Source organism: Streptococcus sp. 1559 (genome assembly GCF_013276735.1).
In the GTDB taxonomy this organism is placed as follows: Bacteria; Bacillota; Bacilli; order Lactobacillales; family Streptococcaceae; genus Streptococcus; species Streptococcus pseudopneumoniae.
The window spans coordinates 1-13,225 of the sequence record NZ_VMLO01000005.1; the positions used below are offsets into that span (position 1 = coordinate 1).

17 protein-coding genes and 1 pseudogene are annotated in these 13,225 nt (G+C 39.9%); 17 read left to right on the forward strand and 1 reads right to left on the reverse strand.

The genetic code is table 11. From position 1 onward, the window contains the following. The 9 genes and pseudogenes from HT688_RS01350 to HT688_RS01385 all read left to right on the forward strand — a co-directional run. Positions 1-852, forward strand: an 852-nt coding sequence (locus HT688_RS01350; RefSeq protein WP_188108548.1) for a hypothetical protein, incomplete at its 5' end; no start/stop codon positions are given. A 729-nt stretch (positions 853-1,581) separates the two neighbouring features. Continuing rightward, entirely contained in the window at positions 1,582-1,731 is a 150-nt protein-coding gene (locus tag HT688_RS11610) for a hypothetical protein (protein WP_155246446.1), read from the forward strand. A 79-nt stretch (positions 1,732-1,810) separates the two neighbouring features. Next, on the forward strand, positions 1,811-2,437 hold the full coding sequence (locus tag HT688_RS11615) for an Abi family protein (protein ID WP_007284783.1): 627 nt from the start codon (positions 1,811-1,813) through the stop codon (positions 2,435-2,437). A gap of 216 nt (positions 2,438-2,653) precedes the next feature. Then, entirely contained in the window at positions 2,654-3,757 is a 1,104-nt protein-coding gene (locus HT688_RS01360) for an NAD(P)/FAD-dependent oxidoreductase (RefSeq protein ID WP_000754685.1), read from the forward strand. 6 nt (positions 3,758-3,763) lie between these two features. Continuing rightward, a complete protein-coding gene (locus HT688_RS01365) occupies positions 3,764-4,033 on the forward strand; it encodes a hypothetical protein (RefSeq protein WP_000694299.1) in 270 nt (89 codons plus the stop codon). Then, positions 4,012-5,031 carry a UDP-glucose 4-epimerase GalE gene (galE, locus tag HT688_RS01370; protein WP_101514716.1) on the forward strand — a complete coding sequence of 340 codons (1,020 nt, stop codon included), beginning with the start codon at positions 4,012-4,014 and terminating at the stop codon, positions 5,029-5,031. The genes HT688_RS01365 and galE overlap by 22 nt, the downstream gene beginning before the upstream one ends. 1 nt (position 5,032) lies before the next feature. Next, on the forward strand, positions 5,033-5,968 hold the full coding sequence (locus tag HT688_RS12250) for a glycosyltransferase family 2 protein (protein WP_025172079.1): 936 nt from the start codon (positions 5,033-5,035) through the stop codon (positions 5,966-5,968). 174 nt (positions 5,969-6,142) lie between these two features. Beyond that, positions 6,143-6,787, forward strand: a complete 645-nt coding sequence (locus HT688_RS01380) for a hypothetical protein (RefSeq protein WP_000949237.1) — start codon at positions 6,143-6,145, stop codon at positions 6,785-6,787. Between the two features lie 38 nt (positions 6,788-6,825). Continuing rightward, positions 6,826-6,927, forward strand: a pseudogene (locus tag HT688_RS01385) (group 2 glycosyl transferase); the annotation flags it as partial. 63 nt (positions 6,928-6,990) lie between these two features. Here HT688_RS01385 and HT688_RS01390 read toward each other — a convergent pair. Beyond that, the gene (locus HT688_RS01390) at positions 6,991-7,194 is read right to left on the reverse strand and encodes a ferredoxin (protein WP_161802646.1); all 204 of its coding nucleotides are present in this window, start codon (positions 7,192-7,194) and stop codon (positions 6,991-6,993) included. A 51-nt stretch (positions 7,195-7,245) separates the two neighbouring features. Between HT688_RS01390 and HT688_RS01395 the strand changes: the two genes are divergently transcribed. The 8 genes from HT688_RS01395 (at position 7,246) to HT688_RS01430 (ending at position 13,138) form a co-directional block, all read left to right on the forward strand. Beyond that, positions 7,246-7,722, forward strand: coding sequence for an SAG1386/EF1546 family surface-associated protein (locus HT688_RS01395; RefSeq protein WP_001040899.1), 477 nt, complete (start codon positions 7,246-7,248; stop codon positions 7,720-7,722). A gap of 8 nt (positions 7,723-7,730) precedes the next feature. Continuing rightward, the gene (cmk, locus tag HT688_RS01400) at positions 7,731-8,402 is read left to right on the forward strand and encodes a (d)CMP kinase (protein ID WP_000849384.1); all 672 of its coding nucleotides are present in this window, start codon (positions 7,731-7,733) and stop codon (positions 8,400-8,402) included. 130 nt (positions 8,403-8,532) lie between these two features. Beyond that, positions 8,533-8,871 carry a zinc ribbon domain-containing protein YjdM gene (locus HT688_RS01405; RefSeq protein ID WP_001061585.1) on the forward strand — a complete coding sequence of 113 codons (339 nt, stop codon included), beginning with the start codon at positions 8,533-8,535 and terminating at the stop codon, positions 8,869-8,871. 2 nt (positions 8,872-8,873) lie between these two features. Beyond that, positions 8,874-9,503 carry a Pr6Pr family membrane protein gene (locus HT688_RS01410; protein WP_000033949.1) on the forward strand — a complete coding sequence of 210 codons (630 nt, stop codon included), beginning with the start codon at positions 8,874-8,876 and terminating at the stop codon, positions 9,501-9,503. Positions 9,504-9,717: 214 nt separating this feature from the next. After that, positions 9,718-10,869 carry an MFS transporter gene (locus tag HT688_RS01415; RefSeq protein ID WP_000808686.1) on the forward strand — a complete coding sequence of 384 codons (1,152 nt, stop codon included), beginning with the start codon at positions 9,718-9,720 and terminating at the stop codon, positions 10,867-10,869. Positions 10,870-11,186: 317 nt separating this feature from the next. Beyond that, complete coding sequence (gene truA, locus HT688_RS01420) at positions 11,187-11,936, forward strand: tRNA pseudouridine(38-40) synthase TruA (RefSeq protein WP_000199191.1); 750 nt, start codon at positions 11,187-11,189, stop codon at positions 11,934-11,936. After that, positions 11,926-12,699, forward strand: coding sequence for a bifunctional hydroxymethylpyrimidine kinase/phosphomethylpyrimidine kinase (locus HT688_RS01425; RefSeq protein ID WP_000794760.1), 774 nt, complete (start codon positions 11,926-11,928; stop codon positions 12,697-12,699). The genes truA and HT688_RS01425 overlap by 11 nt, the downstream gene beginning before the upstream one ends. After that, positions 12,677-13,138: an ECF transporter S component gene (locus HT688_RS01430; RefSeq protein ID WP_000814989.1), complete on the forward strand. Its 462-nt coding sequence runs from the start codon at positions 12,677-12,679 to the stop codon at positions 13,136-13,138. The genes HT688_RS01425 and HT688_RS01430 overlap by 23 nt, the downstream gene beginning before the upstream one ends. Positions 13,139-13,225 lie beyond the last annotated feature (87 nt).

The following is a 13,225-nucleotide window of genomic DNA, read 5'->3' on the forward strand; positions in this document are numbered from 1 at the left end:
ACAGAAACCGTAGAGAAAAAATCTGGTAATAATAGTACTGATACTAGCAACAGTGGCAACACCAACAATGGAGCTACTACCAACCCTGCTGGCAGCAATAGCAACAGTGTGACACCAGATAACAGAGGCAATACTCCAGCCCCTGGTGTGACAATTGACAATAGTAGCAATACGACCCTTACTACTCCATCGTCTACTGTTGGACAGGCACAAGCAAGCACTTCGACTCAAGAAACGCCAGTTTCTACAAGCACTCCAAACAATTCAGGAACTACAGTGACTCCTAACGAGACTCGTCCTGTTGACAAGTCTGAGCTTGCTCGATTGGTTGAAGGATTGGAAAGTCGTTTGAAAGATTTGGATGATATAGATAGTACAATGCTTGAGTCAGCTAAAGCTCTTCTTACAGAGATTAAACAAGCTCTTAATGACGAAAGTTTGACAGAGTCCGATTTGCGTGATATTGTTAGAAGAGTGAGAGAGGTAATAGACTCCTTAAAAGGTGTGAAAGAAGACCAGCAAAATCAAGAAAAAGATCAGATGAAAGACGATAGTCAGACAACTACTGAATTTTCATATGTAGTAATGATTGGCAGTCTACTTGCCCTTCTTGGGCTCCTTCTCTTCCTCATCGCGCGTCGTAAGAAAGAGTCAGAACTCAAGAAATTGGTCAAGGAACTAAGCAAGCTTGAAGCAGAATTGGATTCTACAAATGTGGATACGAAAGTTCTCGACCAAGCACGAGAAGCTCTCGCTCAAGCAGTTGCTTTCCTAGCCAATGAGAAAGAGTCTGACCACACAGAAGACGAGTTGATTGAGAAACTCAAAGCGATTCTTGCTCAGCTAAGATAAGCGACATGTTGAAATATCGCAGGCGACCATAGAAGTTACTACATTGCTGGATAATGACGATAGGAAAAGTTAGTCGCAAACCTGTAGTGGGAATATACCAGCTTCTAGTGGGGAAGTGGTTCTGGGAACAGGACACCGTCTTTTAAATGGGAATGCTTCCTCCTCTAGTACAAGTAGAAGTCTTTGATGGTAGAGTAAGATAAAGAAGAAACACGAAACAAGTAAGATAGTTCATGAAATGGAACTGAAAATTGCTGGTGTGGACTCTTGAAGGAAGTAATGGATAGAAAGAAGTTGAAAAGCGTCTTTCTATCCATCTTTCTTTAGGAGTTGATGTAAGCGCTCTCTATCACTTGGTTTTGTCAGATGATTGTGCTCTCCATAACCAACCATACGTATATCATATATAGTAGATTGAAATAAGATATGAACAAAGAGATTGAGAAAGTCAAATTAATTTCTAGAAATATTTTAGAATCCGTAGCCTACTATTCTAGGCTCAATATACTACACTTAAAAAATATTTCTATTGATTAATAGGGATTATTGTGGTATAATCTAGGTAGATTAGAAGTCATCAAAGGTACAGCAATGTATAACTAGGTGACCTTTTTTCATATAGTGGAGACTGTTAGAATGAATGTTGCCATATTTGAATTAACAAATTTCAAGGAATATATTCCTTGAAATATTGATATAGTTGATAAAATACGATTAGTTTATAATCCTGTGTTAGCACCTACTACGTTAAAAATGGCGATTGAACCTGCACTGACAGAAGAAGAATTGTATCAACATATGAAAGATAAATCTCATTGGGATTTTTCATATAATGTTGATGATGAATTTTATAAAAAGGATTGCGTAGATTTATGGTAAATTGGTTAATCGTCAGTATATTTTAGCTAAGTAAGCCTACTTATTTGATAGTTACCTTAGAAATTTCCTTCAAGAAATATTGGAGAGAATTGAAGTCTTTTTGAAAAAGAGTACCGCTGATGCTCTGACGCTTGGATACCAAAAAACTATTTATATTTTTGAAGACGATGATTTATATTTTTCTGAACAATCTAAATACTGCAAGGATAACCCTAAACGTCAGGATACTGTCTTGAAAACAAAGTATCATTTATCGCGGTTTATTTTTGAAAAACAAGATGATTCCATAGTAAAGAATCAGATTAGACAATATGGTGTTGTGTTGCCTTGGACTGTTTTTCGTTTAATGACATTTGGAAATATATCATCATTTCTTGTCGCCTTACAACCAGGTTATCGAAATAAGGTTGCTGCTTATATTAGTTTGCTCTTGTATAAGGATGATAAAATTCCAGCTAAAATCTTATTGTCCTGGTGTAATGCACTTCGATATCTTAGAAATATATGCTCATATAATGGCAGATTATATGAACGCTTACACCATACCTTACCTGCTCTTCATCATTCTGATAAGGAGTTATTGGAGACAAACTCAGAGAATGATGATAAGACATTATTTATTTATTTTATAGCAATGAGACATCTTATTTTGTCCATGTCCCTAGAAACCCAGAATTTTTGGAATAAAAAATACAAAATTTACTAGAAGAAGGAAGTAGAGAACAAGTTGATTTGAGACACTACGGTCTTCCAGAGGACTGGGTGAACTTATTGACAATTAAGAATAGGATAATCTCTTAGATAGATAATTATTGGAAAGAATAAGATAGTATGGAGGTCTAGTATAAAACAAAATAAAGGGCACAAAACTTTTTTATTCTGTGTTGTGCCTTGAGTGAAACAAAAGGAATAAATTATAACAATGAAAAAAGTTGCCATTATTGGAGCAGGAATTGTGGGGACAACAGCTGCCTACTACCTCTCGAAAGAAAGTGACCTAGAGGTAGCCGTCTTTGACCATGGACAAGGTCAGGCTACCAAGGCTGCAGCAGGAATTATCAGTCCTTGGTTTTCCAAACGCCGCAATAAAGCTTGGTACAAAATGGCGCGCTTAGGGGCTGATTTTTATGTGGATTTATTAGCTGATTTAGAGAAATCAGGGCAAGAAATCGACTTTTACCATCGTTCGGGAGTCTTTCTCCTGAAAAAGGATGAATCCAAGTTGGAAGAACTCTATGAATTAGCCCTCCAGCGCAGAGAAGAATCTCCCTTGATAGGGCAATTAGCCATTCTGGACCAAGCATCATCTAATGAATTATTCCCTGGTTTGCAGGGATTTGACCGTCTGCTCTATGCTTCTGGTGGAGCGAGAGTAGATGGCCAACTTTTAGTGACTCGTTTGCTGGAATCCAGTCATGTCAAGCTGGTCAAAGAAAAAGTGACTCTGACACCGTTAGCATCAGGCTACCAGATTGGTGAAGAGGAGTTTGAGCAGGTTATTTTGGCGACGGGAGCTTGGTTGGGGGATATGTTAGAACCCTTGGGTTATGCTGTGGATGTCCGTCCTCAGAAAGGACAGCTCCGAGATTATCAGCTGGCCCAAGACATGGAATTTTACCCTGTTGTCATGCCAGAAGGGGAATGGGATTTGATTCCTTTTGCAGGTGGTAAATTGTCCCTAGGTGCTACCCATGAAAATGATATGGGATTTGATTTGACGGTAGATGAAATCTTGCTCCAGCAAATGGAGGAGGCAGCCTTACCTCACTATCCAGTTTTAGCTAGAGCGACTTCAAGGGCTGAGCGTGTGGGAATCCGTGCCTATACTAGTGATTTCTCTCCTTTCTTTGGGCAAGTGCCAGAATTGGCAGGTGTCTACGCTGCTAGTGGACTAGGTTCATCAGGCCTCACAACTGGTCCTATTATTGGTTACCACCTAGCTCAATTGGTCAAAGGCAAGGAGTTGACTTTGAACCCTGAAAACTACCCAATTGAAAACTATGTCAAACCGGTAAAAAGCGAATAATACTCAATGAAAATCAAAAAACAAACTAGGAAACTAGCAGCGGGCTGCTCAAAACACTGTTTTGAGGTTGTGGATGGAACTGACGAAGTCAGTAACCATACCCATGGCAAGGCGAAGCTGACGTTGTTTGAAGAGATTTTCGAAGAGTATAAGCATTTTACTGAAATTTTATCTTACCCTCTAGGATGGCAAATGACATTCCCTATCAAAAATGGTAAAATAAGAAAAAATAATCCGAGAATCGAGGAATTAAGATGCAAGAAAAGATTTTGCTAACGGGTGGAGCAGGTTTTATCGGAACCCACACTGTTATTGAGTTAATCCAAGCAGGTCATCAGGTTGTTGTGGTGGATAACCTTGTCAACAGCAATCGCAAAAGTTTAGAAGTTGTTGAGAGAATTACAGGAGTTGAAGTACCTTTCTATGAGGCAGATATCCGTGATATAGATACTCTTCGTGACATTTTCAAACAAGAAGAACCAACAGGGGTCATTCACTTTGCTGGCTTGAAGGCTGTTGGAGAATCTACTCGTATTCCTCTTGCCTACTATGACAACAATATCGCAGGAACTCTTAGCCTTTTGAAAGCTATGGAAGAAGCCAACTGTAAGAACATCATTTTCAGTTCTTCTGCGACAGTTTACGGGGATCCTCATACAGTGCCAATCCTGGAAGATTTCCCACTTTCAGTGACCAATCCATACGGTCGTACCAAGCTCATGCTAGAGGAAGTTTTGATAGATATCTACAAGGCAGACTCAGAATGGAATGTGGTCTTGCTTCGTTATTTCAACCCAATCGGAGCCCATGAAAGTGGAGACCTAGGAGAAAATCCAAACGGTATTCCAAACAACCTCTTGCCATATGTGACTCAAGTAGCTGTTGGGAAATTAGAGCAAGTGCAAGTGTTTGGAGACGATTACGATACCGAAGATGGAACTGGTGTTCGTGACTATATCCACGTTGTCGATTTGGCTAAAGGTCACGTCGCAGCTCTGAAAAAAATCCAAAAAGGTTCAGGCCTAAACGTTTATAACCTTGGAACAGGTAAAGGCTACTCAGTTCTTGAAATTATCCAAAATATGGAAAAAGCAGTGGGACGCCCAATTCCTTACCGCATCGTAGACCGTCGCCCAGGGGATATCGCAGCCTGCTATTCAGATCCTGCAAAAGCCAAAGCAGAACTAGGCTGGGAAGCAGAACTCGGCATCACCCAAATGTGTGAAGATACATGGCGTTGGCAAAGCAAGCATCCAAATGGATTTGAAGACTAAGATGGTGATGTCAATCATTGTCCCCTGCTTAAACGAAGAGGAAGTACTTCCTCTTTTTTATCAGGCTCTGGAAGATTTGATTCCAGATTTGGAAACAGAAATCGAGTATGTCTTTGTCGAGGATGGATCGAACGATGGAACCTTGGAACTTTTAAAGGCCTATCGGGAGCAAAATCCGGCAGTGCATTATCTTTCTTTCTCTCGAAATTTTGGCAAAGAAGCAGCCCTTTATGCAGGCTTGCAATATGCGACAGGAGATTTGGTGGTGGTGATGGATGCAGACCTCCAAGATCCTCCTAGTATGTTGCTTGAGATGAAAAACTTACTAGACCAGAATGCAGATTTGGACTGTGTTGGAACACGGAGAACTAGTCGGGAGGGAGAACCCTTCTTTCGCAGTTTTTGTGCTAATCTCTTTTACCGCCTTATGCAAAAAATTAGTCCAGTAGCCCTGCCATCAGGTGTCCGTGATTTTCGCATGATGAGACGGTCTGTAGTCGATGCCATTTTAAGCTTGACCGAGTCCAATCGTTTTTCAAAGGGGCTCTTCGCCTGGGTGGGTTTCAAAACCTACTATTTGGACTATCCAAATGTCGAAAGGCAGGCTGGCAAGACCAGTTGGAGTTTGAGGCAACTTTTTTTCTACTCCATTGAAGGGATTGTTAATTTTTCAGATTTTCCCCTGATTATCGCCTTTGTGGCGGGACTCCTATCTTGTTTTATTTCTTTTGTGATGACTGTTTTTGTGGTGTTTCGGACCCTTATCTTGGGCAATCCGACATCTGGTTGGACCTCTCTGATGGCTGTTATTCTCTTTCTTGGAGGCATTCAACTCTTGACTATTGGGATTCTCGGTAAATATATCAGTAAGATTTATTTGGAGACTAAAAAAAGACCACTTTATCTTATCAAAGAAAAAAGTTATCATAGATCATGAAAAAGTAGGAATTATCTGGCGCAGTCACTTTTTTGTAATTATAATTCTTTTGGTCTGGAACTTGAGTGATTTTTAAAAAAATTAGGGATTTGACATGATATAAATGAACTATGTGGAATAAATTTACTGCAAAGACGATAACTTAATAAATAAAACATTCAGGAGGGTTATTTTATGCTAAGTAAAGAGGATTATACTGAAGAAATCGGGCTAATAAAGAAACAAAATTATGTAGAGGTTGAACTGTATCCTTTAGTTGCTGATATAATTAAGCCAACTTTAAAAGATAGTTTATCAAAAAGATATGTCTTCGGAAGACAAAGAAGGGGTTTGGGACAAATTTATTATGGTCTAAGTAATTTTCCTGATATAGTTATTTTAGATAAGACTTATGAAAACAAATCTAGGAAAAGTATAAAAATTGAAGAATGGAAGGAACTTCGAGGATGCGTGGAAGTTAAGAATTTAAATTATAGTTTAATTACAGAGGAAAAAATCAAATCAACCATATCGAACAGTTTTGAACATATAACTGGAGAGATGGGACAACTTATTGGAGACCTTTTATGGTATAAAAAAGTAATTTATACAAATGGAATTGAATGGAGATTTCTAAGTTTAGATGACAAGGAAGAGATAGATAATACAATTGTTGAAGTAGTTAACAAAAGAATAGAAACAGAAGAAGCGGGAAATTCTTTTGATTGGTGGAAGAATATTAAAGATTTATCGTTCAATTATACGGATATATGCCTATCTAAAGATTGTAGACGAGAGTGGAATGAATTTGTAAAAAGGGTAAAGGAAATAGAATGGTAGAAGTCTATTCTCATTGAGGAATTTAGATTATAAGTTGCAGTAAGATTTATCTGGAGACTAAAAAAAGACCACTTTATCTCGTTAAAGAAAAAAGTGATCTTCCTGATTTTACAGAAAAAAATAAAGTGAAAAGACTATAATTTTACATGGAAATATGCTAAACTAGAAAGAGTGAAACGTTCTTGTCAATTTACTATGAGAGATTAGTGTTGATCTTTAATCAAGGCACGTGTCGGACAGTTTCTAACAGCCTCTAAGACATCCTGACTAGGAGAAATTTCTTTTTCCAGTTGGTCAGGATTATCGTAAAAACGCACGATTCCATTATCGTGGTAATCAAATAAGTCAGAATAAGTTTGGCAAAGCCCACAGGCGATGCATCGTTCAGGTATAAGTGTGATTTTCATGTTCATATTTATATTGTAATAAGAAAAGTAAAAAAAAACAAGGAGTAAGGTATGGCAAAAGAACCGTGGCAAGAAGATATTTATGATCAAGAAGAAGCAAGAGCAGAGCGTCGGCATCGAAACCACGGAGGGGCTGATAGGATGGCTAATCGTATTTTGACGATCCTAGCTAGTATTTTCTTTGTAATTGTGGTGGTGATGGTCATCGTTCTCATCTATCTATCATCGGGGGGGAGTAATCGCACAGCAGCCTTAAAAGACTTTCATGATTCTGATGCAAGTGTAGTACAAATCTCATCTTCAAGCAGTTCTCAGCCTGAGCAGAGTTCAGAGCCAGAATCTACTTCTAGTAGTTCAGAAGAAGCTGCTAATCCTGAAGGAACGATTAAAGTTCTCGCAGGAGAAGGGGAAGCAGCTATTGCCGCTCGTGCAGGAATCTCCATTGCTCAGTTAGAGGCCTTGAATCCTGGGCACATGGCTACAGGATCTTGGTTTGCTAATCCAGGTGATGTTATAAAAATAAAATAGGAGCCGATATGAAAACAATTCAAATTGCTATTGATGGTCCTGCTTCCAGCGGTAAGAGTACGGTCGCAAAGATTATTGCTAAGGATTTTGGATTCACCTACCTTGATACAGGAGCTATGTATCGTGCAGCGACCTATATGGCTCTTAAGAACCAATTAGGAGTTGAAGAAGTCGAAGCCCTTCTAACCTTGTTGGACCAGCATCCAATCAGCTTTGGACGTTCAGAAACTGGAGACCAGCTTGTTTTTGTAGGAGATGTGGATATTACCCATCCTATCCGTGAAAATGAAGTGACCAATCATGTTTCTGCTATTGCAGCAATTCCTCAAGTGCGTGAGAAACTAGTTTCTCTCCAACAAGAAATTGCCCAGCAAGGTGGGATTGTCATGGATGGTCGCGATATTGGAACTGTTGTATTGCCACAAGCAGAATTGAAAATTTTCCTAGTAGCTTCTGTTGATGAGAGAGCAGGGCGCCGTTACAAGGAAAATATTGCCAAGGGAATTGAAACAGACCTTGAAACCCTAAAAAAGGAAATTGCTGCGCGTGACTACAAGGATAGTCATCGGGAGACTTCTCCTCTTAAACAAGCAGAGGACGCTGTCTATCTTGATACAACTGGCTTGAACATTCAAGAAGTAGTTGAAAAAATCAAATCAGAAGCTGAAAAAAGAATGTAAATGTAGAAAAGCCGATAGATGGATATCGGTTTTTTTCTAAATTTGTCAAAATGCTGATTTTAGGGTATAATAGTTGCTGTTCGAGAAATTTTGATTTTCAAAGAATAGTGAATGATGATAAGGAGAAACTATGAACAATTTACCAAATTGTCCAAAATGTAACTCAGAGTATGTCTACGAAGACGGTGCCCTACTGGTTTGCCCAGAGTGTGCTCATGAGTGGAATCCTGCTGAAGTTGCAGAAGCAGAAGAAGGTCTTGTCGCTATCGATGCCAACGGAAATAAATTGGCTGATGGTGATACAGTAACTCTCATCAAGGACTTGAAAGTAAAAGGTGCGCCAAAAGATTTGAAACAAGGGACGCGCGTGAAAAATATCCGCATCGTAGAAGGCGACCACAATATCGACTGTAAGATTGATGGTTTTGGTGCCATGAAACTCAAATCAGAGTTTGTGAGGAAGATTTAAGCATGTCAAAACACTATAAACTTGTATTTTATAGCCGTATCTTCTTGTTTCTAGCGGCTTTTACGGGAGTTTATCTTGAAATTACTAAGCATGGTGGTTTTGGGATGCTTCTCTATTACACGGTTCTGTCCAACCTCTTGGTAACTATTTTTACCCTTTATCTTCTAAAGGTTATGAGCCGTGTAGGTGAAAATTGGCAAAGGCCAAGTCTCTTGCGCTTAAAAGGTGGGGTCACCATGAGTATCATGATTACCTGTGTGATTTACCATTTCCTCTTGGCGCCCATTGCGACTAATTTCTATACCCTAGAAAATTTCCTTTGCCACTATATCGTTCCCATCTGGTTTTTAGCGGATACCCTCTTTTTTGACAAACAGGGTCAATATAAGATTTGGGATCCAGCAGTGTGGACCATTTTACCCTTGCTGTATATGATGTTTGCTCTTTTTAATGGCTTGGTTCTAAAACTCAATATTCCAAATGCCAAGGATAATCCTTTCCCTTACTTCTTTTTAAATGTGAACAAGGGTTGGGATGTCGTATTCAAGTGGTGTCTGATTATCTTTGTTGCCTATATGGTAGCAGGATTTATCTTCTACTTTATTAAGCAAATCAAGAGAAAGTCATTCTAATACTCTTCGAAAATCTCTTCAAACTACGTCAGTTTCCATCTGCAACCTCAACACACTGTTTTGAGCAGCCTNNATTTTCATTGAGTATAAGACACAAGGGATTCATTTTCGAGTTTGAGAAGGAGTCTGTGTACCAATGAGGCTTCTTCTTTTCTTGCTTTTTTGATAACTATCAAAAAAGTAGAAGATTAAGAGAAATATAGAAAGAGATTTCATGAAACAATTTTTAGAACGGGCCAGCATTTTGGCTCTCTCCCTCGTTTTGATTGCCTCCTTTTCCATTTCGAGTGCCCTACCAGCCATGTTTGACTATTATCAGGGTTATTCTAAGGAACAAATTGAGCTCTTGGTGAGCTTGCCTTCCTTTGGAATCATGATGATGTTACTGCTAAATGGTTTCTTAGAAAAAATATTTCCTGAGCGCTTACAGATTAGTTTGGGCTTGCTGATTTTATCATTGAGCGGTACAGCTCCCTTCTGGTACCAAGCCTATCCCTTTGTCTTTGGGACACGGCTTCTTTTTGGTTTAGGTGTTGGGATGATCAATGCCAAGGCCATTTCTATTATCAGTGAACGCTATCAAGGAAAAAGGCGAATTCAGATGTTAGGGCTACGCGCTTCTGCAGAGGTCGTTGGAGCTTCTCTCATTACCTTGGCCGTCGGTCAGTTGTTGGCCTTTGGTTGGACAGCTATCTTTCTAGCCTATAGTGCTGGATTTTTGGTGCTGCCCCTTTATCTGCTCTTTGTCCCTTATGGAAAATCAAAGAAAGAAGTCAAGAAAAGAGCGAAGGAAGCAAGTCGTTTAACTCGAGAAATGAAAGGCTTGATTTTTACCCTAGCTATCGAAGCGGCAGCTGTAGTTTGTACCAATACAGCTATTACCATCCGTATTCCAAGTTTGATGGTGGAAAGAGGATTGGGGGATGCCCAGTTATCTAGTTTTGTTCTTAGTCTCATGCAGTTAATCGGGATTGTGGCTGGAGTGAGTTTTTCTTTCTTGATTTCTATCTTTAAAGAGAAACTGCTCCTCTGGTCTGGTATTACATTTGGCTTGGGGCAAATCGTGATTGCCTTGTCTCCATCCTTGTGGGTGGTAGTAGCAGGAAGTGTTCTGGCTGGATTTGCCTATAGTGTAGTCTTGACGACGGTCTTTCAACTTGTCTCTGAACGAATTCCAGCTAAACTCCTCAATCAAGCAACTTCATTTGCAGTTTTAGGCTGTAGTTTCGGAGCTTTTACGACCCCATTCATTCTAGGTGCAATAGGGTTACTAACGCACAATGGGATGCTGGTCTTTGCCATCTTAGGAGGTTGGTTGATTGTAACCTCTATCTTTGTCATGTACCTATTTCAAAAGAGAGCTTAGGATTGATTCCTAAGTTTTTCTTTTGATACTCAATGAAAATCAAAGAGCAAACTATAGTTGATTGAGTTTGGAATAGTACGCTGTAGCTGCTAAAACATTTCTAGAAATTAATTTGACTTTCCTAATAGAGTTATTCATATCTTATTTCAATCTACTATAGAAAGCTAGCCGCAGGTTGCTCAAAATAGTGTTTTGAGGTTGCAGATGGAAACTGACGTGGTTTGAAGAGATTTTCGAAGAGTATGAGATTTTTATACCCATACAATATTTGTTTTAGGTCCTTGTTTACAGACTAATTTCTTGATAAAATAGAGGTTATGACGAGATATAAAGCAACTATTTCCTATGATGGTTATGCCTTTGCTGGCTTTCAGCGCCAGCCTCATGCGCGTAGCGTTCAGGAAGAAATTGAAAAAACCTTGACCAGGTTAAATAAAGGGCAAGCTATTACTGTTCACGGTGCTGGTAGGACAGATAGTGGGGTTCATGCTCTGGGACAGGTGCTTCATTTTGACCTGCCTTATCAGATGGATGAGGAGAAACTCCGTTTTGCCTTGGATACCCAGTCTCCTGAAGATATTGATGTGATTTCGATTGAGCTTGTGGCAGATGATTTTCATTGCCGTTATGCCAAGCATAGCAAGACCTATGAGTTTATCGTGGATAGAGGACGTCCCAAAAATCCCATGCGCCGTCACTATGCCACCCACTTCCCTTACCCACTTGATGTGGAGAGGATGCAGGAGGCCGTCAAAAAGCTAGAAGGAACCCATGATTTCACTGGCTTTACAGCCTCTGGGACTAGTGTAGAGGATAAGGTTCGCACTATTACAGAAGCCAGTCTTAGGGTTGATGAGACAGGCCAGTTTTTGACTTTTACCTTTTCAGGAAATGGTTTCTTGTATAAACAGATTCGCAATATGGTGGGGACACTGCTCAAAATCGGCAACAAGCGTATGCCAGTAGAGCAGATTGACCTCATCTTGGAGAAAAAGGACAGGCAGCTTGCAGGTCCCACTGCAGCACCAAATGGTTTATATTTAAAGGAGATTCGTTATGAAGAATAATCGTATTTTAGCACTTTCTGGGAATGATATTTTTAGTGGTGGTGGTTTGTCAGCTGATTTGGCTACCTATACCTTGAACGGCTTGCATGGCTTTGTAGCAGTGACTTGTTTGACAGCCTTGACGGAAAAGGGCTTTGAAGTCTTTCCAACTGACGATACCATTTTTCAACATGAATTAGATAGCTTGCGTGATGTAGAATTTGCAGGGATTAAGATTGGTCTTCTACCAACTGTCAGTGTGGCTGAGAAGGCTTTGGACTTTATCAAGCAACGTCCAGGAGTGCCTGTGGTTTTGGATCCTGTCTTGGTCTGTAAGGAAACGCATGATGTAGCTGTCAGTGAACTCTGCCAAGAGTTGATTCGCTTTTTCCCTCATGTCAGTGTGATTACGCCTAATCTTCCTGAAGCAGAATTACTAGCTGGTCAGGAAATTAAAACCTTGGAAGACATGAAAACTGCAGCTCAGAAATTGCATGACTTAGGAGCGCCAGCAGTCATTATCAAGGGAGGCAATCGCCTTAGTCAGGACAAGGCTGTAGATGTCTTTTATGACGGACAAAACTTTACAGTCCTAGAAAATCCTGTCATCCAAGGGCAAAATGCTGGCGCAGGTTGTACCTTTGCCTCTAGCATTGCCAGTCGCTTGGTTAAAGGTGATGAACTTTTACCAGCAGTAGAAAGCTCTAAGACTTTCGTTTACCGTGCCATTGCACAAGCAGATCAGTATGGAGTAAGACAATATGAAGCAAACCAAAACAACTAAAATCGCCCTTGTATCCCTATTAACCGCCCTCTCTGTGGTTCTAGGTTATTTCTTAAAAATCCCAACACCGACAGGCATCCTAACTCTTTTAGATGCGGGTGTCTTCTTTACGGCCTTCTACTTTGGTAGTCGTGAAGGGGCTGTAGTCGGAGGACTGGCAGGTTTCTTGATTGACCTCTTATCAGGCTATCCTCAATGGATGTTCTTTAGCTTGGTCAATCATGGATTGCAGGGATTTTTCGCAGGATTTAAAGGAAAAACTCAGTGGTTAGGCCTTATCTTAGCAACGATTGCCATGGTAGGGGGTTACGCCTTGGGTTCTACATTGATGAATGGCTGGGCAGCAGCCCTACCAGAAATTCTACCAAATTTCATGCAAAATATGGTAGGGATGATTGTAGGATTTATTCTTAGTCAAAGTATCAAGAAGATTAAGTAAAGCGGCTGTGGAGAAAGTCCTAAAAATCAGAAAAAACGCATAGTATCAGGTATTGAAAACCTTGATACTATGCGTTTTATTGTGGGA

Bases quoted from the DNA above. Each gene is read 5' to 3' on its own strand.
- HT688_RS01360 (WP_000754685.1), top strand. From the start codon at position 2,654: ATGAAAAAAGTTGCCATTATTGGAGCAGGAATTGTGGGGACAACAGCT.
- HT688_RS01365 (WP_000694299.1), top strand. From the start codon at position 3,764: ATGAAAATCAAAAAACAAACTAGGAAACTAGCAGCGGGCTGCTCAAAA.
- galE (WP_101514716.1), top strand. From the start codon at position 4,012: ATGCAAGAAAAGATTTTGCTAACGGGTGGAGCAGGTTTTATCGGAACC.
- HT688_RS12250 (WP_025172079.1), top strand. From the start codon at position 5,033: ATGGTGATGTCAATCATTGTCCCCTGCTTAAACGAAGAGGAAGTACTT.
- HT688_RS01380 (WP_000949237.1), top strand. From the start codon at position 6,143: ATGCTAAGTAAAGAGGATTATACTGAAGAAATCGGGCTAATAAAGAAA.
- HT688_RS01390 (WP_161802646.1), bottom strand. From the start codon at position 7,194: ATGAAAATCACACTTATACCTGAACGATGCATCGCCTGTGGGCTTTGC.
- HT688_RS01395 (WP_001040899.1), top strand. From the start codon at position 7,246: ATGGCAAAAGAACCGTGGCAAGAAGATATTTATGATCAAGAAGAAGCA.
- cmk (WP_000849384.1), top strand. From the start codon at position 7,731: ATGAAAACAATTCAAATTGCTATTGATGGTCCTGCTTCCAGCGGTAAG.
- HT688_RS01405 (WP_001061585.1), top strand. From the start codon at position 8,533: ATGAACAATTTACCAAATTGTCCAAAATGTAACTCAGAGTATGTCTAC.
- HT688_RS01410 (WP_000033949.1), top strand. From the start codon at position 8,874: ATGTCAAAACACTATAAACTTGTATTTTATAGCCGTATCTTCTTGTTT.
- HT688_RS01415 (WP_000808686.1), top strand. From the start codon at position 9,718: ATGAAACAATTTTTAGAACGGGCCAGCATTTTGGCTCTCTCCCTCGTT.
- truA (WP_000199191.1), top strand. From the start codon at position 11,187: ATGACGAGATATAAAGCAACTATTTCCTATGATGGTTATGCCTTTGCT.
- HT688_RS01425 (WP_000794760.1), top strand. From the start codon at position 11,926: ATGAAGAATAATCGTATTTTAGCACTTTCTGGGAATGATATTTTTAGT.
- HT688_RS01430 (WP_000814989.1), top strand. From the start codon at position 12,677: ATGAAGCAAACCAAAACAACTAAAATCGCCCTTGTATCCCTATTAACC.